General features: G+C 31.6%; 17 protein-coding genes. 13 read left to right on the top strand and 4 right to left on the bottom strand.

Annotated features, from left to right (window positions below; all coding sequences use genetic code 11):
• Positions 1 to 21: 21 nt before the first annotated feature.
• On the bottom strand, positions 22 to 1,779 hold the full coding sequence (locus tag BTO06_RS00755; RefSeq protein ID WP_100923487.1) for an aromatic amino acid hydroxylase: 1,758 nt from the start codon (positions 1,777 to 1,779) through the stop codon (positions 22 to 24).
• A 757-nt stretch (positions 1,780 to 2,536) separates the two neighbouring features.
• The gene (locus BTO06_RS00750; RefSeq protein ID WP_100923486.1) at positions 2,537 to 3,370 is read right to left on the bottom strand and encodes a hypothetical protein; all 834 of its coding nucleotides are present in this window, start codon (positions 3,368 to 3,370) and stop codon (positions 2,537 to 2,539) included.
• Positions 3,371 to 3,581: 211 nt separating this feature from the next.
• On the opposite strand from BTO06_RS00750, the gene BTO06_RS00745 reads away from it, so the two are divergent.
• The 5 genes from BTO06_RS00745 (at position 3,582) to BTO06_RS00720 (ending at position 7,957) form a co-directional block, all read left to right on the top strand.
• Entirely contained in the window at positions 3,582 to 3,854 is a 273-nt protein-coding gene (locus BTO06_RS00745) for a hypothetical protein (RefSeq protein ID WP_100923485.1), read from the top strand.
• A 91-nt stretch (positions 3,855 to 3,945) separates the two neighbouring features.
• Positions 3,946 to 5,463 (top strand): 2,3-bisphosphoglycerate-independent phosphoglycerate mutase, encoded by a 1,518-nt coding sequence (gene gpmI / locus BTO06_RS00740; protein ID WP_100923484.1) that lies wholly within the window; start codon positions 3,946 to 3,948, stop codon positions 5,461 to 5,463.
• A gap of 7 nt (positions 5,464 to 5,470) precedes the next feature.
• Complete coding sequence (locus tag BTO06_RS00735) at positions 5,471 to 6,022, top strand: thioredoxin family protein (RefSeq protein ID WP_100923483.1); 552 nt, start codon at positions 5,471 to 5,473, stop codon at positions 6,020 to 6,022.
• A 344-nt stretch (positions 6,023 to 6,366) separates the two neighbouring features.
• On the top strand, positions 6,367 to 7,185 hold the full coding sequence (gene map / locus BTO06_RS00725; RefSeq protein WP_100923481.1) for a type I methionyl aminopeptidase: 819 nt from the start codon (positions 6,367 to 6,369) through the stop codon (positions 7,183 to 7,185).
• 1 nt (position 7,186) lies between these two features.
• Complete coding sequence (locus tag BTO06_RS00720) at positions 7,187 to 7,957, top strand: class I SAM-dependent methyltransferase (RefSeq protein WP_100923480.1); 771 nt, start codon at positions 7,187 to 7,189, stop codon at positions 7,955 to 7,957.
• Here the strand turns inward: BTO06_RS00720 and BTO06_RS00715 are convergent.
• Entirely contained in the window at positions 7,954 to 8,931 is a 978-nt protein-coding gene (locus BTO06_RS00715) for an FAD:protein FMN transferase (protein WP_100923479.1), read from the bottom strand. The genes BTO06_RS00720 and BTO06_RS00715 overlap by 4 nt on opposite strands.
• A gap of 115 nt (positions 8,932 to 9,046) precedes the next feature.
• Between BTO06_RS00715 and BTO06_RS00710 the strand changes: the two genes are divergently transcribed.
• A complete protein-coding gene (locus tag BTO06_RS00710; RefSeq protein WP_100923478.1) occupies positions 9,047 to 9,895 on the top strand; it encodes an OmpA/MotB family protein in 849 nt (282 codons plus the stop codon).
• 821 nt (positions 9,896 to 10,716) lie between these two features.
• Here BTO06_RS00710 and BTO06_RS00705 read toward each other — a convergent pair.
• A complete protein-coding gene (locus BTO06_RS00705) occupies positions 10,717 to 13,344 on the bottom strand; it encodes a DUF5916 domain-containing protein (RefSeq protein ID WP_100923477.1) in 2,628 nt (875 codons plus the stop codon).
• Positions 13,345 to 13,531: 187 nt separating this feature from the next.
• On the opposite strand from BTO06_RS00705, the gene rplM reads away from it, so the two are divergent.
• From rplM to BTO06_RS00670, 7 genes are all read left to right on the top strand, one after another.
• A complete protein-coding gene (rplM, locus tag BTO06_RS00700; protein WP_100923476.1) occupies positions 13,532 to 13,987 on the top strand; it encodes a 50S ribosomal protein L13 in 456 nt (151 codons plus the stop codon).
• Positions 13,987 to 14,373 (top strand): 30S ribosomal protein S9, encoded by a 387-nt coding sequence (rpsI, locus tag BTO06_RS00695; protein ID WP_100923475.1) that lies wholly within the window; start codon positions 13,987 to 13,989, stop codon positions 14,371 to 14,373. The genes rplM and rpsI overlap by 1 nt, the downstream gene beginning before the upstream one ends.
• Positions 14,374 to 14,494: 121 nt before the next feature.
• Positions 14,495 to 15,247 (top strand): 30S ribosomal protein S2, encoded by a 753-nt coding sequence (gene rpsB, locus BTO06_RS00690; protein WP_100923474.1) that lies wholly within the window; start codon positions 14,495 to 14,497, stop codon positions 15,245 to 15,247.
• Between the two features lie 86 nt (positions 15,248 to 15,333).
• A complete protein-coding gene (gene tsf / locus BTO06_RS00685) occupies positions 15,334 to 16,302 on the top strand; it encodes a translation elongation factor Ts (RefSeq protein ID WP_100923473.1) in 969 nt (322 codons plus the stop codon).
• A gap of 394 nt (positions 16,303 to 16,696) precedes the next feature.
• Positions 16,697 to 17,407: a UMP kinase gene (gene pyrH, locus BTO06_RS00680; RefSeq protein WP_100923472.1), complete on the top strand. Its 711-nt coding sequence runs from the start codon at positions 16,697 to 16,699 to the stop codon at positions 17,405 to 17,407.
• A 45-nt stretch (positions 17,408 to 17,452) separates the two neighbouring features.
• Positions 17,453 to 18,007 (top strand): ribosome recycling factor, encoded by a 555-nt coding sequence (gene frr, locus BTO06_RS00675; protein WP_100923471.1) that lies wholly within the window; start codon positions 17,453 to 17,455, stop codon positions 18,005 to 18,007.
• 95 nt (positions 18,008 to 18,102) lie between these two features.
• Positions 18,103 to 20,472: an efflux RND transporter permease subunit gene (locus BTO06_RS00670; RefSeq protein ID WP_100923470.1), complete on the top strand. Its 2,370-nt coding sequence runs from the start codon at positions 18,103 to 18,105 to the stop codon at positions 20,470 to 20,472.
• Positions 20,473 to 20,543: the final 71 nt, after the last annotated feature.

The raw sequence follows: 20,543 nt of genomic DNA, 5'->3' as shown, positions 1-20,543 counted from the left end.
TAATAAATTAAATAAGTTCATTTAAACTACTTGCTCGTTATATATTATCGACAATCCATCATTAATCAAACTAGAATACTCTTCATCGACTTTAAGATTATCTAAATATGCTTTTATTTCATCTTGAGTACTGTAATTGTTTTCAACAGACAACTCATACAACTCCAATGCTAATAACCAATCGTTATTAAACTTCTCTTGAACAATGTTAAAAATACCTAAAACTACTTCTTCAGAAATAGTATCCTCTTCTCGAATTTGTCGAACTTGATCATACAAACCATACAGTTCTCGATCAGAATCGGAGTAATTAATTTTATGCGTTTTAGTTTCAGAAACTTTACCTAAATCTTCGTAAGAATTTACATCTGCAGGGCCTGAATAAGCCGAAACAATATCTACCCCAACAGCCATATCGTAAATCCCCCAATCTGGATGGAATAAAACGGTATCAAAATGAGAAACAGTACAGTTTTTAAAAGAAATTAATAAGATTCTACCTCTTAAATCTCTTGTTCCTGTAATTACTTCACCTTTAACGTTAACACCACCTTCAAATTCTAAACTTACTGTTTTACCTTCATAAATTCCATAAGCCTCTAAATCTCTAGGACTCATATTCTCAATCGGAATATTAATTCCTTTCAATTTACCAATTGGACTTCCAAATCCTTCTTTATGATAATTAATTCCGTGACCGATTAATTCTTTATCTCGATTTGAAAGTGCGGTTCCTCCAGCTGTTTGAATATAAATTGGTTTGTTATTTGAATCTGTAATTACATTCGAAAATACTCCTGAAATTTGAATTCCTGTTGACAATTCAATTGTTCCCAAGTTTTTAGAATCTATTAGTTTCTTAACTCCACTTAATCCGCCTTTACGAATTCCCATAGTGTTTGCATATTGCTCTAACACTAAACTTAAATGAGCAAAATCTGGTGTTACAAATAATTGGGGTTGTGGTTTTGTAATATCAAAAGAAACATTTGAAGCATTTAATGTATATGGCAATTTCTTAACAGAATCTTGCATACACCATTTACTCTCTCCTATGGAAGATAATAAACCTGCGCCATAAATCTTAGGATTCTCCACAGTTCCAATAAGCCCATACTCAACAGTCCACCAATGTAAGTTTCTTATTTGAGCCATTTCAGAAAGCTCTCCCATATTATTCTGTAACCATTCAACCTTTTCTTGAGCTTCTTGAATTTCTTTAAGAGTAGAATTTGGATTTTCTTTTAATATAGAAAGTAAACGAATTGCCTCATACATTTCATAATCTCGAGCGGAAGAAATTGCTTTTGCTCCAATTTCTCCGAATCGTCTTAAATATTCAGCATATTCAGGATTAGCGATAATTGGTGCATGACCAGCAGCTTCATGAATAATATCAGGTGCTGGAGTATATTTAATATGATCTATCGTTCTCATATCAGATGCAATTACCAATACATTATAAGCTTGAAATTCCATAAATGCATTTGGTGGAATGAATCCATCAACTGAAACCGCAGCCCATCCAATTTCTTTCAAAATTCTATTCATTCCTTCCATTCTTGGTATGGTATTAACAGAAATTCCTGTTTTATCTAATCCATCTAAATAGGAATTATGAGCTACTTTCCCCAAATAATCAACATTCATCCTCATTACATATCTCCATACTGCTTGGTTCTGAGAAGTATATTCATCATACGGTTGCTTCACCACAAACTTGTGCAAATGTTTCGGTAGTTTTTTCGTTACCTCATTAAGCTCAAAGTGAGTTTTCATAAGTTAAAAATCTTAGGGTTGTTTGTAAGCATAAAAATACTCATTTGAAAATTAATAAACCTTAAAATTTTAAATTTTGTATCTTTTATTGGACCAAGAAAACCATTCAAAATAAGAAGAAGAAAACTAAAAAAAAGATTGTTACTTCGTTAAAAAACTATAGTCTTTATTTATAATTTAAAACATAATGAAAACAAGAAAATCTATTTGTCGTAATAATACAAACAATTAGTCTTAGCGCAGAGCAGGATATCGCTTTTAATCTCTAGAGTGCAAATTTACTTGATCTAGAAGTAACGTTAGCAGACTTTGACCAAACAACGACTAGCAGTTTACATTTATAGAATCAAGAATAAATTTAATTGATAATTGACTGGTAAAAAAAAACAGAATATAAACATGAATTTCATTTACTAAAAAATAAAAAAACGATAAATGCTTTTGCTTTTATAGATAGAACTAAAAACGGGTTCTTAAAAATCATCAATAAGATGATTTAGAAAGGAACAATTTAGATGTAAAACTAACGCTAAAATCGGGTTATATTTCTCGATATAGAAAAAATCATACTATAAAAACTACAACTGAGCCAAGTAAACTCTCTGAATTTCAATTTAGACATCCTATTAAAAAAAGAATTCAAAAAATAAAGGGAACTATTTGAAAATATTCGAATCGAGATTAATAAATCATTATAAATAAAAAAAGCTAATACAGAAAGTATCAGCTTTTTTTTAATTTTAACAAAATGAAAAATTTATGCTCCTTTTAGCTTTCTAATAGCCTCTTTTTTAATTTCAATCTCTCTTTCTATTTTATTTAATCTCTTTTCAATTCTTTTTATAACTGAATATCGTCTTTCGATAGATTCCTTTGTTAGAGATCCCTCGAATTTTGCCGTTTCTAGTTTCTCTTTATTTCTTTTTAAACCTTCCCTACCACTTACTAAAATTTCCTCATTCACACTAATATCATCTTCAAAATCTATGATTTTTTGTCTGTTTTCTTTAGTCAATTTATCCTGAATAGCTTTCTTTTCAGCTTTTAACTCATTATCAAGTTTAGAAAGCTCATCATTCTTTTTTCTAAGCGCTTCTTGTTGTCTTTTAAAAGCCTCTTCACTTTCCTTAATTTCTTGAGCTAGTTTTTGCTTCGCTAATGCTAACTTCTCCTCTCTTTCTTTAATATCTAAATTATTTGTCTTTTCAACAACTGCATTCTCAACAATTTTAGCTTCTATTTTTTCTTCCGCAGCAATATTTAGGCTCTTTTTAAAATCATTCAATTCTTCCTTTTGTTTTGCTATTTTTCTTTCTAAAGAAGAAAGTCTCGATTGTACACTTCTTATTATCTTTTCCTTTCTTTCTGCTTCTATTTGACTTATTTTCTTTTTAATCTTATCTTTCTCTAAACGACTTTTAATTCTTGCTAATCCTTTTACTCCAGAAACTAACATTTCCTCGTTTACGCGTATTTGTTCCTCTTGCACTTTTATTTGCTTCTTACTTTCTCTTGAAATTTCTTGAGCAAAAGCAACGTGAATATTTAAACACACTAAAATAAGAGCAGGGATTATATTAAATACTTTCATTTTGTATTATTACTTTTATAATTCTTTATTTACACAATTGTCTATAATATATTCTTAGAATAAATCACAAACACATACCTCCTTTTTTGAGGGGTGCAAAACTACAATTTAAATTAATATCAACAAATTAACCAAAAACAATCTTTCAGCACTTTAACTGTAACAATTCTTACCTTTTAACTACCTATCAATAAAATTAAAACAATTTGCTATGGGATTCGGAGGACCTGTATCTGCTATGATTAGCAGTTTAAAAAACAACAAAAGAGAAAGAAAAAGTACATTTAAAAAAATGAAAAACCACTCGAGTCATTCGGACTCAACAAATCATTTGATTTTTAAGAATAGTGCAACGAAAGAAGATTTATTATTGATAAAAAAGAAGATTCGTTTAGAAAATAAGAGAAAGCTATTAACTAATGGAATTGGAATTTCTTTGATCGCTTTAGGAATCACCTATTTCTTAATTCGGTTAAAATTTTAGTTGAAAATTTATTCGAACTCGCAATCGGTTTCGTTAAATTTTAAGTGTAGGTAGTAAATCTTTACTACTTTTACTTTCCAAACTAAATCTAATGAACAAGAAAGTTATTTTAATGATTTTAGATGGTTGGGGAATTTCGCCTGACCCAAAAGTATCTGCAATCGACAAAGCCAATACTCCTTTTATTGATTCTTTATATAAAAGCTATCCTCATTCAGAACTAAGAACGGATGGCGAACACGTTGGTCTTCCTGTTGGACAGATGGGTAATTCCGAGGTTGGACATATCAATTTAGGCGCTGGAAGAATTGTTTATCAGAACCTTGCTAAAATCAATAAAGCTATTGAAGACAACACGTTGTCTTCTGAAAAAGTATTAATTGACACTTTTGAATTTGCAAAGCAAAATAACAAAACTGTTCACTTGTTAGGTTTAGTTTCTGATGGTGGAATTCATTCACATATTAATCATTTAAAAGGGTTAATTACAGCTGCCGATAACTATGGAATTGAGAACTTGTTCTTGCACGCTTTTACAGATGGAAGAGATACGGATCCAAAATCTGGAAAAAGATTTATCGAAGACATGAACAAGTTTATGAATTCAACTTCAGCAGAATTGGCAAGTATAACAGGAAGATATTATGCCATGGACAGAGACAATCGATGGGAAAGAATTGCTCTAGCTTACAACGCCTTAGTTCATGGAGAAGGTAAAAAAACTACAAATGCAATTGAAAGCATTGAAAACAGTTATGCTGAAAACGTAACTGACGAATTCATTAAACCTATAATTATGGTTGATGATGAGAATCAACCAAAAGCGACCATAAAGGAAGATGATGTTGTAATATTCTTCAACTTTAGAACCGATCGCGGACGTCAATTAACACAGGCTTTAAACCAAAAAGATTTTCCAGAACAAAACCTAAAGAAATTACCATTGTACTACGTTACAATGACAAATTATGACGATACTTTCGAAGGAATTAAGGTAGTTTATGACAACAAAAACATTGTAAATACTTTAGGAGAAGTTTTATCAAAGGCAGGTAAGCAACAAATTCGAATTGCTGAAACTGAAAAATACCCTCATGTTACATTTTTCTTTTCTGGTGGAAGAGAAAAAGAATTTGAAGGGGAAAAGAGACTCTTATGTCCTTCTCCAAAGGTTGCTACTTATGATTTACAACCAGAGATGAGTGCTTTTGAGATTAAAGATGTAATTGTTCCTGAACTTCAAAAAGCAGAAGTAGATTTCGTATGTTTAAATTTTGCAAATGGCGATATGGTTGGACATACAGGTGATTTTGACGCTGCAGTAAAAGCATGTGAAGCTGTAGATAAATGCACAAGCGAAATCATTACCACAGCATTAGAAAACAACTATACTACTTTAGTCATTGCTGATCATGGTAATTGTGAAACAATGATTAATCCTGATGGTTCACCAAACACAGCTCATACTACCAATCCTGTCCCATTAATTTTAATAGACAATGAGCTAAAGTCAATTAAAAATGGTATTTTGGGCGATATAGCTCCAACAATTTTAAAATTAATTGGAGTCGAACAACCAAAGGAAATGACACAACATTCATTAGTATAAATCCAAAATGAAAAAAATACTTTTATTCGTTTCAGTAATAATTTTAGCCGCATGTGCTTCCAGTCAAAAATTAGCAAACAATAATTCTAAACCCAAAGCGACTAAAAATGCTAATGGAAATTTAGTAGGCTATGCTACTAAAAGTGACTTTAAACAAGAGCCATTCGGTAGCGAATGGTTTAATGACTACTACGAATATTACGAAACTGATAAAAGTGTTATCAATAAATTAAAGCCACTTTTAACAAATATCACTATCAAAGGTTTTATGGGAACTTGGTGTGACGATAGCCGCAGAGAAACACCTAATTTTTATAAGATTTTAGACGAAGCAGGTTTTGATTACAACAAACTGGCTTTTGCTACTGTAAATCGTAATAAAACTGCAAACGGAATTGAAAAAGGATATAATATTGAAAGAGTTCCTACTTTTATTTTCTACAAAAATGGAAAAGAAATTGGACGATTTGTAGAACATACGATAGATGGAGCTTCGCTGGAGGAAGACATGCTTTTAATCCTTTTAGAAAAAGGATACAAACATGCATATGAAAAATAATTGGTGTCAAACAATGACGCTTCAATCCTTATTCAAAAGTTTACTAATTTCCATAATAACATTTTGTGTTACCTCTTACGTTTCTTTAATGTATTCTCTCTTATTCTCAGCTGGAAATTTAAACATGAAGCCAGTTGTTAATATTGGTTTTCCATTTAAATATTATCATCAATTTTGGCTAAATAAAAACGATTTCCCAAATAATAGCTGGAACCTTTCAAATTTCTTTCTGAATATTCTTCTATGTTGGATATTAACATCGTTTATTTATTTTTATTTCAATAAACCGAGACAATAGTATTTATCTGATTTTCTTAAATTATATTTGCACTTTATTTTAGGTTATGATCATACAAAAAACTAAAGAAGAAATAGAATTAATGCGTCAAAGTGCGCTTGTAGTTTCTAAAACATTAGGAATGCTTGCTAAAGAGGTAAAACCTGGTGTAACTAGTTTGTATTTAGATAAGTTAGCGGAGGAATTTATTAGAGAGCAAGGCGCAATTCCTGGTTTTCTTGGCTTGTATGATTTTCCAAATACACTTTGTATGAGTCCTAACTCTCAAGTAGTGCACGGAATTCCAAACAACACACCTTTAACTGAAGGGGATATTCTATCTATTGATTGTGGTGCCATACTAAATGACTATTATGGTGATCACGCTTATACTTTCCCTGTTGGAGAAATCGCTCCTGAAACTCAAAAATTACTTGATGTTACTAAAGAGAGTTTATATGTTGGAATTCGTGAGTTTAAGGTAGGTAACAGAGTTGGAGATGTTGGATATGCTATTCAACAATATACTGAAAAACATGGTTATGGTGTAGTTCGTGAATTAGTTGGTCATGGACTTGGTAAAACGATGCATGAAGATCCTGAAATGCCGAACTACGGAAGAAGAGGGAGAGGAAAAAAATTCATTGAAGGAATGGTTGTAGCAATTGAACCAATGACAAACATGGGCACTCAAAAAATAAGACATCATAAAGATGGCTGGACCATAACTACTTTAGACGAAAAACCTTCTGCACACTTCGAACATAATGTTGCTATTGTTGATGGAAAACCTGAATTACTTTCAACTTTTCATTACATTTATGAAGCTTTAGGTATTGAAAGTGACGAAGAAAAAGAATTCAGACAACAACCTTTAGTTCTTTAAATTGTCTCTTTTTAAATCCATATTAAACACTATTCCTCGTCCGTTGCTTATTAAATTAAGCTATCCGGTGAGATTCTTTTTAACTTTTTGGTTGAAAGGAAATAATTTTACGGATCCAATTGACGGTCAATCATTCAGAAAAATGCTTCCTTATGGATATGAAATACAACGTAAGAATGTATTATCACCATCGACCTTGTCTTTGGAAAGGCATCGCTTAATTTGGTTATATTTAAAAAATGAAACTGATTTCTTCACATCACAAAAGAAGAAAAAACTACTACATATAGCACCAGAGCAATGTTTCTACAGTCGATTTAGATATCAAAAGAATTTAGATTACCTTACATCTGACATTGAATCTCCTTTAGCAGATATAAAAGCAGACATCTGTGATTTACCTTTTGAAGCTAATACTTTTGACATTATTTTCTGTAACCATGTTTTAGAACATGTTACTGATGACACTAAGGCAATCCAGGAATTATTAAGAGTTATGAAACCTGGCGGATTTGGAATATTTCAGGTTCCTCAAGATATTAACAGAAAAAATACTTTTGAAGACAACTCTATAACGGATCCAAAAGAACGTGCTAAAATTTTCGGACAATACGATCATGTTCGTATTTATGGAATGGATTACTTCGACAAATTACGCTCTGTTGGATTTAACGTAGAAGAAATTAAATACTCGGAAAAAATTCCCCATGACTTGGTTACAAAATATGCGTTAGACGAAACTGAAATTCTGCCTATTTGCTATAAAAATTAATTAGTAAACTCAAGAATCTCTCCTTCTTTATTCGCGTACAATAAAACCACCTTTAATTCTGGATGTTTTTCTAGAAATACTTTTGTTTTTTCTAATCCCATAGCCATAAAAGCAGTCGCATACGCATCGACATCTGCACAGTCACCTTTAATTAGAACTGATGCACTTAACAAATTATTTTCTTGCGCTAAACCTGTTTTTGGATTTACAGTATGAACAACTTTCTCTCCCTTGTTATTTAACTTGAACTTTCTGTAATTACCAGAAGTTGCCATAGATTGATTGTTTATTTCAATAGTTCTTGATTGACTTCTTGAACCATCTGTGTTAGGGTCGTCAATTGCTACTTTCCAAGGTGAATTTCTCGGACTTTTTCCTCTTGCCCTTATCTCACCTCCGATTTCAACAAGGTAATCTTCGATATTTTTACCTTCTAATAATCTTCCTACAACATCAACCCCAAAACCTTTTGCAAAGGCATTTACATTGAACTCTATTTCGTTTGGCTTATTTACTTTATTTTCTACAAGAGTAATTTTCTCAAATCCCATAAACTGTTTCAAAGAATCTATTTCTTCTTTGGTTAAGTTTTTCTTCTCCTTACCAGAACCAAAACCATAAGCATTAATTAATTTACCAATAGTAGGATCAAAAAAACCATCTGTCTCTTTATAAATTCTTTTCGCTTTTTCAAAAGCCTCAATAAAATAGTCATCAACTACGACAAACTTATCGTTCTCATTAACTTTGGTTATAATTGAACTAGGAATATAAGTTGACAATGAATTATTAAACGCTTCAAAAACTGTATTAATTTCATCTTGATAATTTTTACTATCCTTATAAACGATTGTATAAGTGGTACCAAAAATATCGCCACGAAGCTTGGTATATTCATCTTTTTTTTGCTCTTCTTTACAAGCACAGAATATTATTAAAACTGAAAACGACAGAAGTAAATATTGCTTAAACATGGTTGATTTAGATTTATTTAACAAAAATAAACTAATATATACTAAAATAGCGTTAAGATGACTTTTAGTTTAATCATTTTGCTAAATTTGCAACTTACATTTAACTATAATCAAGATGAAAAAAATAGTATTATTTATATCAGCTACTTTTTTGTTAATGTCATGTGCTGCTAATAAAGAGCTTGAAGCTTTAAAATTACAACACAAGCAAACAAAAGATGAATTGTTAACAGTAAAAACTAACTTAACCAAGTGTTTAGTAGAAAAGGAAAAATATCAAGATCGCTCTAAAGATTTAGAAACACGAGTTGAAGAATTGAAGAAAGATAAACAAAATACTATTCAACAAGTTGAAAATTTAACCGTTCTTACCAAAGGAGCTAATGATAATATAAAAGAAACATTATCTCAATTAGGAAAGAAAGACAAATACATCAACAAAATTAGAGCAGCAGCATCTAAGAAAGATTCATTAAACTTAGTTGTAGCTTTTCACTTAAAGAAAGAATTACAAGATGGAATTGATGACCAAGATATTGAAGTAAATGTTGAAAAAACAGTAGTTTTCATTTCTATTTCTGATAAATTATTATTTAAAAGTGGTAGCTATACCATCACAGATAAAGCTTCTAAAGTTCTTAAGAAAGTTGCTACAGTTGTAAATGCTCAGCCGGAAATGGATGTTATGATTGAAGGTCATACTGATGACACTCCAATTTCTGAAGGATCAACTTTAAAAGACAACTGGGATTTAAGTGTAAGAAGATCTACTGCTATTGTTCGTGAGTTACAAAACAAATACGAAGTTGCTCCACAACGTTTAATCGCAGCTGGTAGAAGTAGTTATATTCCATTAGCAGTAAATGACTCTCCTGCTAATAAGGCAAAAAACAGACGTACAAAAATCATTATATTACCTCGCTTAAATCAATTCTTTGATTTATTGGATCAAAAAGTAGAATAGTATTTTACAATGAATAATCTTAAAATAGCGTAACAGTTATTTATGGATTAAATATGTGAAACATCCGAAGAAGTATAAAGCTTTGAGGGTGTTTTTTTTTATGATTTTATTATCATTTTGTTTTGATATTCTATTTTTTACAGTCAAAACTTGCACAGCTGAGCTTTCTTCTCAAGTTTTATCCAAATTATAACCTGTAAAGTATGTATCGGTAACTAATGAAATGTAAATAGGAACTTTTCGTTTTCCTTGATAGATAATATCTGCTACTCAAACTCATTCTGGTCGATTCACTTCAAATGTTCAATAAGATTTGTGTGTTCTCTTGTTCCAATTCTTAATTGTTTTGTTTTTACACCTCGAACCAACTAAATAATTTTATTTGCTATTAATTGAACTGTCTTAACTGTATAATTAGTTCGATAATAAACCATTCTACTAATAATTCGAGAGTATACACGTAGAAGAAATATTTTCTTTCTCTTAAGCTTCTAAACGATTGTTTTGCTTTTCTAATTGACGTGATTTTTGCACTAACTCTACTAATCTTTGTTCTGGTGATTGTAGAATATAGATGGCGCTTTGTGATCTTAATCAAAGCTACCATATGTTCTTAACCATACTAAAAAAGCACTATGGACTTTAATTCCAGGTTTAAGTTAAGCCTTTTAGTGAGCTAATTTCCATTTTACACTCTAAATACAACAAAAAGTTTAAAATTCAACTTACCATCTTTCTGTGTTCGTTTGCGGTGAATGTTGTCGTTCATAAGGTAACATAATTGTGTAACGTTACTTCAAAACGAAACAAATCTCTGCTTACTACAAAAACCTATAAGTTGCTTTGATTAAAAATGTATTCTCTAAAGTATTATCTAAAATCTGATTATTCAATCCTCCTAATAAAGATCTATCAGAATCAACATTTCCAGTAGTTCCTTGTGCCCAAACCAAAAACAGTTCAGAACCCGGAATATATTCCCATCGTGCTACTAAATTTGAACGAAACTGAACAAATGAAAAATTAGGATCCGAGAATTGATAATCTACAACTCCATTTCTGTCTTCATCTACTAAATAATCTCCTCCTGGTGATTGTTGAATTTGATTATCATCATACCAAGTAACACGCTCATTTAAATCTTTAGCAATAGAATTATTTACGTAGTTGAAATTATTATATCTACCTCTAGAAATAAATGGTTGACCATAATACTGAATCGATAAATTAGGATTAAAACTATAATTCAATCTTAATGTTGTACTCCATGTTTTTTGATCGATATTTCCTAAAAGATATCTTTTAACAGAACCATAATCTGCCTCTCCTACATATTGAGTTTTATTAGGGTTTTTAGAAAATTCTGTTGTTAAAGAAGCGCTAAAAGAATCAAAAGGCTGATAATTAAAACCTAAGACATATCTTGTAAGAGAGAAATTGTTTTGTTCAGTCCCACTTTGAATATATCCAGCTCTAAAATTAAACTTCCTACTCTGATCTGAACCAAAAAACAACACCATATAATTCTCTTCAGAATAACGCCATCTTGGTCCTCCTCGTAAGAAGGTGTTTAAAAATATTCTTGGCTTATGGACTAACTCTAATTCGGTCCACCAATTATTTATCCAATTAATGTTTCCTTCAAGACTATATTCCATTCGGTTATAATTTCCTTCAAAATCAAAAGAAGATAATTGTCGAACTCTAACATTAGCATCCCTATATATTTTTGTTGGAACTTGCCACAAATATCGAATATTCGCAAACTGTCTAATTTCATCTGCTTGCCTAAGAAAACCTACGTCATTCAGTTCTAACTCTGGAGAACGCCAATTTACTCCAGCCCAATATCTCCAATTTCCTCCGCCTCGTTTTCCTCCAAAAACTCGACCTCCAGTTCCCGTTAACGAAGTTCTATTTGGATCAACTTCAACATGACTAGCATCTACTCTTTGAAACAAGTGCGTTAGAGATTCTTGTGTTGCTTGAATTGCCTCTTTACTACCTGTTACGTGACTAGCAACAAAGTTACTTTGAATATAATAATCTCTATTATGCCATTCATGACGAAAATCTAATCCTCCTGTATAAGCATTTTTTCTTAGGAAACTTAAATCGTCAGTTAAATTTCTGTTTGTTGATGTAAAAATTCCACCAATATAACTGTTTCGCTCATTAAAATCTTTCTGAACTCTTGCTACAAAATAATTCGTTAGCGGCTCAACAAGCTCTTCTCTCCTATTACCATTATTTTCTATTTCTGCATATTCATTAGAAGTAACTGTTTCTAAAATTCCGATCGACCAACCATCTTTTGTTTTACCTGAAAACTTTGCAGCACCTAAAATTGTAGTATTGATAGGAACATCCGCAAATTCATTATCCGCTAAACTCACACTACCTTGTGGAGCTCTACCAATTCGTCGACTGTAAAAAACATTATCTGGCCCATTCGCAAATCGAAAATCGAAAATATTCTTATTTTCAACAAAAAACGGACGTTGTTCATTAAAGAATATTTGAAATCCATCTAAAGCAATTGCTCCTGGATCAGCTTCAACTTGTCCAAAATCAGGATTCACGGTTAAATCTAGCGTTAAATCATTAGTAATTCCAATTTTAGCATCTAAACCTGCATTTACACTAAAATCGCTACCATCTCTGAAGGGATTACTACCTTCCTTTTCATAAGTATCGTATTGAAAAACTGTAAATGGTTGAATTTCTAATTGCTTTTGTGATTTTAATCCTTTTAAACCATGAAGTTCACCAGCTTCGCTAATAAAGCCAGAAACTTCGTTTGGGATTCTTTGCCAGAGAGACCTTTCTTGCTTTCTAAATAACATTCTATTGATGTTTAAACCCCAAATTTGCTCCTCTGAATTACCAAAACGCAACTGCGTTAAAGGAATTTTCATTTCAGCTGTCCATCCTTCATCATCAACTTTAGCGTCTGTATACCAAATTGGATTCCAGCTAGCATCCCAATTCTGACCATTTTGTGTTGCAAGCTCTTCTCCCTTAACACCAGCAGCTGTTACCGTAAAAACAAAAGCTGTACGTTTATCATGATAACTATCAATAATAACATTTATTCTATCTCCAGCAAATCCGTCTCTTCTAGAAAGACGCTCCTCAATTTTTTCTGGTTCCTCATCAAAAGCTTTTAAGGCCACATATAGATACTTTTCATCATATCCTATTTTAAACTTAGTATCGTAGGTTGGAGCCTTACCTTCATCAGGAACTTTTTGTGTAAAGTTTCCACCCCAATCCAAATGATCCCATGCCTTATCTGTGATTACTCCATCAATTTTTGGAAGTGTAATCATTTTTTTTGTGTTGTAAATTTTTTTTGGAACAACAATAGTACTATTTTCACTCTCTTGACTGAATGTATTTTTGAATAGAAACAATCCAAGAAAAGGAAGTAATTTTCTGACTCTCATTAGTAGTTTTTAATAATCTTCAAAAGTACCGCCAATTTCTCTTAATAATATGTTAATTTAAAATATCGATTTAACAAACCAAAACAAAAGCAACTTACTATTTGCCAGATAAATAATTAATTGTAAATTTGCACTCCTTTTTTAAGGAAAAAATAAAAATTATTAACAGACAAAAACTAAATCGTGTATGAACACATTAAGTTACAAAACGGTATCGGCTAACAAAGCTACTGTAAACAAAGAGTGGGTTTTAGTTGATGCGGACGGGCAGTCATTAGGTCGTTTAGCTTCTAAAGTTGCAAAACTTATTAGAGGTAAACACAAAACAAACTACACTCCGCATGTTGACTGTGGTGATAACGTAATTATTATCAATGCAGACAAAGTACAATTAACTGGAAGCAAGTGGACTAACAAAACTTATTTACGTCACACTGGTTACCCAGGTGGACAAAAATCTCTTACTGCACAAGAAATTTTCGAAAAAGATCCAACAAGATTAGTAGAGAAAGCAGTTAAAGGTATGTTACCAAAAAATAAATTAGGTAGCGCATTATTTAGAAATTTATATGTATACGTTGGTACAGAGCACGGACAGGAAGCTCAAAAACCACAAACTATTAACCTTAACGATCTTAAATAATGGAAACAGTTCACAAAATCGGTAGAAGAAAAACAGCTGTTGCTCGTGTATATGTTTCTGAAGGAAGTGGAAACATTACTATCAACAAAAGAGAATTAAATAATTATTTCACAACTCCAACTTTACAATATAAAGTTCAACAACCTTTAATGTTAACTGAGAACTTAGCTTCTTACGATATTAAAGTTAATGTATATGGAGGTGGTGTTACTGGTCAAGCAGAAGCAATTCGTTTAGCAATTACCAGGGCTTTAGTTTCAATCAATGAAGAACACAAAGCAGTATTAAAGCCAGAAGGGTTATTAACTCGTGATCCAAGAATGGTTGAGCGTAAGAAATTCGGCCAGAAGAAAGCACGTAAGAAATTCCAGTTCTCTAAACGTTAATCGTTTATTTGAACTGTTATTTATAAGAGTATATTATTTATTAACAGTTTAGTATCTAAATATTTCAGACTTAATAACTACTGAAATATTGCGAAAACAGAACGTAAACACATTTTTTAAAATGGCAAACATTCAAGAATTATTAGAAAGTGGAGTACACTTCGGACACTTAACTAGAAAGTGGAACCCAAATATGGCTCCTTACATTTATACTGAGCGTAATGGTGTTCACATCATTGACTTGTATAAAACTTCAGCTAAAATTGATGAAGCTACTGCAGCTCTACAAAAAATAGCTAACTCAGGACGTAAAATCTTATTCGTTGCTACTAAGAAGCAAGCTAAAGATATCGTTGCTGAAAAAGCAAAATCAGTAAACATGCCTTACATCACTGAAAGATGGCCAGGTGGTATGTTAACTAACTTCGTTACTATCCGTAAAGCTGTAAAGAAAATGGCTTCTATTGATAGAATGAAACAAGATGGTTCTTTTGATGCATTATCTAAAAGAGAAAAATTACAAATTAACCGTCAACGTGAAAAATTAGAAAAGAATTTAGGTTCTATCTCTGATATGACTCGTTTACCAGGTGCATTATTTGTAATTGACGTAAAGAAAGAGCACATTGCTATTGCTGAAGCTCAAAAATTAAACATTCCTATCTTTGCAATGGTTGATACAAACTCTGATCCAAGACCGATCGATTTTGTAATTCCTGCAAATGATGATGCTTCTAAGTCAATTGACAAAGTTTTATCTTATGTTACTGAATCAATTTCTGAAGGGTTAGCTGAAAGAAAAGCTGATAAGGAAAAAGCTAAAACAGAGAAAGAAGCTCAAACTACTGAAGCAAAAGCTGAAGAAGCAAAATAAATTTTAATTTAAAGGTTTCATCATATTGAAACCTTTATTTTATTTTATCATTGTAATTATTAATACAACTAATAAAAAAACATAAAATGTCAAAAATTAGCGCTGCAGACGTAAAAAAGTTAAGAGAAACTACTGGTGCAGGAATGATGGACTGTAAGAAAGCTTTAGTAGAGGCAGAAGGAGACTTCGATAAAGCAATTGAAATCTTACGTAAAAAAGGACAAAAAATTGCTGCTAAAAGAGCAGATCGTGATTCATCTGAAGGTGTAGCCATCGCTAAAGTTAGTGAAGATAACACTTATGGTGTTGCAATCGTTTTAGCTTGTGAAACTGATTTCGTTGCTAAAAATGATACATATAAAGAATTAGCCCAACAGTTTGTTGATATCGCTATTAACTTTACTAACAAAGAAGATTTCTTAGCTGCTGATTTTGGAGATGGTAATACTGTTGCTGAAAAATTAATTGAGCAAACTGGTGTAATCGGTGAGAAAATCGAAGTTCCTTCTTTTGAAAGAATTGAAGCTCCTTATGTAGGATCTTATACTCACGTTGGTAAAATTGCTGCTTTAGTTGGAATTACTGAGCCAGTTGAAAAAGCTACTGACTTAACTAAAGATTTAGCTATGCAAGCTGCTTCTATGGGAGCTACAACTTTATCTTACAAAGATTTCTCTCCTGAGTACGTCGCTGCTGAAACTGATGCAAGAATTGCTGCTATCATAAAAGATAACGAAGAATTAGTGCGTTTAGGTAAAACTTTAAAGAATGTACCTCAATTCGTTTCTAGATTACAGTTAACTGACCAAGCTTTAGCTCAAGCTGAAGAAACTGCTAAAGAGCAATTAAAAGCTGAAGGTAAACCAGAGCAAATATGGGACAAAATCTTACCAGGAAAAATGGAAAGATTTATTTCTGATAATACTACTTTAGATCAAGAGCAGTGTTTATTAGATCAGAAATTCATTAAGGATGAGAAGAAAACTGTTGCAGAATATGTTTCTTCTTATGGTGATGTTGAAGTTAAGAACTTCGTAAGAGTTACTTTAGGGTAATTACTTTCTAACATATTTTATAAAAGACCTTTGAATACTCAAAGGTCTTTTTATTTTTACAATAAAAATTTTATAAAAAAATCATCGCTATTCTGTTTATCATAATTTCCATTTTTTATCGATAGAATTCCTAATTCAAATTCCAGACATAATAACTAATCCTTCTAGAACAAATAATTCATACGGAACTGGTTATTTGATTGGCTCTTTATTACCTTTAATTTTCACCTTTGGACTTTTAAGCATCGGTTTAAAATGGTTAAAATCAAAGCCAATGAATAATAATGAGATTAATAATATTGGTTCAGACTACTTTTCAACTGAATTATTGATAAGATTCATCTTTTTTTAGTTCCTAATACTTTGGTATATTTGCACAACTTTCAACAGAACTATGCAATACAAACGAATACTTCTCAAATTAAGCGGAGAAGCCCTTATGGGAAATCGCGACTATGGAATTGATCCAAAAAGATTAAAAGAATATGCCTTAGAGATAAAACAAGTTGTTGAAAAAGGTATAGAAGTTGCCATTGTAATTGGTGGAGGAAACATATTCAGAGGTGTATCTGGAGCAGCCAACGGAATGGACAGAGTACAAGGTGATCATATGGGAATGTTAGCGACTTGTATAAATGGTTTAGCTTTGCAAAGTGCCTTAGAAGATGAAGGTGTATTCACAAGAATGCAAACGGCATTAGAAATTAAAGAAGTAGCAGAACCATACATCAAAAGAAAAGCGATTCGACATCTAGAAAAAGGGAGGGTTGTTATTTTTGGAGCAGGAACTGGTAATCCATACTTTACAACAGATACTGCTGCTGTATTAAGAGCAATTGAAATAGATGCCGATGCAATTTTAAAAGGAACTCGTGTAGATGGAATCTATAATGACGATCCTGAGAAAAATAAAGATGCTATTAAATTCGAAACTATTACGTTTAAAGATGTTATTGACAAAGGCTTGAAGGTAATGGATATGACAGCCTTTACTTTGAGCGAAGAAAATAAATTACCTATTATTGTGTTCGATATGAATAAACAAGGAAATTTAATGAAATTAATTTCTGGAGAATCTATCGGAACAATAGTTGATCACAAATAAAATCGAATTAATCAAACCAATTCTGATTTACAAAATTTTCGAAAAATGACTGAAGAAATAGATTTTATATTAGACAGTACTAAAGAAGCAATGGATAGTGCCATTTCTCATTTAGAGAAGGAATTAAGAAGTATTAGAGCTGGAAAAGCTTCACCTGCAATGTTAGCAAATGTCCAGGTGGATTATTATGGATCTGCAACCCCATTAAGTCAAGTTGCAAACGTTAATACTCCTGATGCTCGTACAATTTCTATTCAACCTTGGGAAAAAAATATGTTACAAGAAATCGAAAAAGCAATTATGATTGCGAATTTAGGTTTCAACCCAATGAACAATGGAGAAAATATTATTATTAATGTTCCACCATTAACTGAAGAACGTCGTCGTGATTTAGCGAAACAAGCAAAAGCTGAGGCCGAAAATGCAAAGGTTGGTGTTAGAAATGCAAGAAAAGACGCGAATAACGAAATAAAGAAATTAAATGTTTCTGATGATATGAAGAAAAACACAGAAGCTGACATTCAAAATTTAACTGACAACTACGTTAAACAAATTGATGAAAAATTCTCTGTTAAAGAGAAAGAAATTATGACAGTTTAATTTTATACTATATTTTTTAAAGAAGAGTGTTTCCAACACTCTTTTTTTTTGTTCTATTACCTCATTTTAACCTACCTTTGCACAAATTTTTTTGGATGACTTTTTGGACTAAGATCGCAGGATTTATTTTACGTAATCGCTACCTAGTATTAGCTGTAATTATTGGTATTACTGCATACTTAGTCTCCCAAACAGATAATATTCGTTTCTCATATTCAGAAGCAAACCTGCTTCCAGAGGACCATCCAGTGAATGTTGAGTATGATAAATTCTTAGATATTTTTGGTGAGGAAGGAAACCTAATCATTCTAGGGTTAAAAGATAGCACTGTTTTTGAAGTAGAGAAATTCAATGCTTGGAACAAACTTGCCAAGAAACTAGATTCAACTGCTCAGGTAGAGCTTACCGTATCGATAACCGATATTAAAAAATTAGAAGCAGACAGAAAAAACAGAAAGTTCGTAGTAAGTCCGCTTTTAGACAAAGCTCCAAGCAAACAAGAGGATATTGAAAAAATAAAAGAACAATTATTTGAAAAATTACCGTTTTATGACAACATTCTTTACAACGAAGAAGGAACTATTCAAACGGCTATTTATTTAAAAAAAGATATTGTAAATACACCTGAACGTGCTGATTTCATAGAACAAGTTCTGATTCCAGAAGTTGAAAAGTTTGAAAAAAATTACAATCTTCAAGTTCGTATTTCGGGAATGCCTTACATCCGAACGTTAAATTCAAAGAACATCGCAGACGAAATGTTACTTTTCGTAGGAGGTGCACTTCTAATTACGGCTATTATATTCTTCTTCTTTTTTAGATCTTTCAGAGCAACGTTTATTACATTATTAGTTGTTGGAGTTGGCGTTATTTGGGCCTTCGGGTTTATAGGTTTATTAGGTTATGAATTAACGGTTTTAACTGCTTTAATTCCACCGTTAATTATTGTAATAGGAGTTCCGAATGCTGTTTTCCTCATAAATAAATATCAGCAAGAAGTTAAAAAACACGGAAATCAGGCAAAATCTTTACAACGTGTAATTTCTAAAATTGGAAATGCTACGTTAATGACGAACATAACAACTGCTTCTGGATTTGCCACTTTTGTTTTTGTAAAAAGTCAATTATTACGAGAATTCGGAATTTTAGCCTCAATCAACATTATTAGTATTTTCATACTTGCATTATTGATTATTCCTATTTTATACAGCTTCATGCCATTACCACAAAAGAAACATTTAAATCATTTAGAAAAAAGATGGATGGAAAATGTAGTAAATTGGATGGAACGAATGGTAAGACATCAACGAATTGCTATTTACATTACCACTGTTGTTATCATTATTTTAAGTATGGCTGGACTTTCATTAATCCGAGTTTCTGGAAGTTTAATAGAAGACATGCCTAAAGGAAAACAGTTTTATAAGGACATCAAATTCTTCGAAACTGAATTTGGAGGAATCATGCCTTTAGAAATATTAGTTGACACTAAAAGAGAAAAAGGTGTAATGAAGCTTTCAACACTGAAAAAGATGGAAAAGCTGAATGAAACAATTGAAACATTTCCTGAATTATCAAAACCTATATCAGTAAACAACATAGTTAAATACTCGAAACAGGCATTTTATAAAGGAAACCCAAAATATTATCAACTACCAACCAGCCAAGAACAAAATTACATTTTTGCCTACACAAAAAACTCAAATGGTAATTCAGAAATGTTAAAAAACTTTGTTGATAGTACCGGAAGATACGCACGTATCACTACATTTATGAAAGATGTTGGAACAGATAAAATGGATATTATTCAGGAAAGATTAAATGCCGTAATTAAAAAGCAATTCCCTGGTGAAAAATTCCAAGTTTCAATGACTGGTAAAGCATTAGTTTTCTTGAAAGGGACGAATTATTTAATAAGAAACTTAGTTATTTCTTTATCACTAGCTATTGTTCTAATTTCTATTTTCATGGCTTGGATGTTTAGAAGATTAGAAATGATTTTAATTTCGTTAATTCCAAATATGCTGCCATTGTTAATGACAGCAGGATTAATGGGAATCTTCGATATTCCAATTAAACCATCAACTATTCTTGTATTTAGTATCGCGTTTGGGATTTCCGTCGATGACACCATTCACTTCTTAGCGAAATATCGTCAAGAACTCTTAGCTAATAATTGGAAAATTAAACCTGCCGTGTACTCCGCTCTAAGAGAAACTGGTGTAAGTATGTTCTATACTTCTATAGTTCTTTTCTTTGGTTTTTTAGTATTTACGGTATCTAGTTTTGGAGGAACTATTGCACTAGGAGGATTAGTTTCCGTAACACTTTTACTCGCAATGGTTTCCAACTTATTATTACTTCCTTCTCTACTTCTTTCCTTCGAGGATAAAATCGCAAATAACAAAGTATTAAAAGAAACAAACTTTAAGATATTACCTCCCAAGGAGAAAACAGAAAAATAAAAGTATCTTTATTATAATAACCTATTATTCATAGGATAATTCCGTTGTTAATTTCTCTTTAAAAAATTATA

Origin of the sequence: Tenacibaculum sp. SZ-18, from assembly GCF_002813915.1 — a bacterium.
Lineage (GTDB): Bacteria > Bacteroidota > Bacteroidia > Flavobacteriales > Flavobacteriaceae > Polaribacter.
The sequence above is the reverse complement of the archived record's forward strand: the minus strand, read 5'-3'. Positions and strand labels throughout refer to the sequence as shown.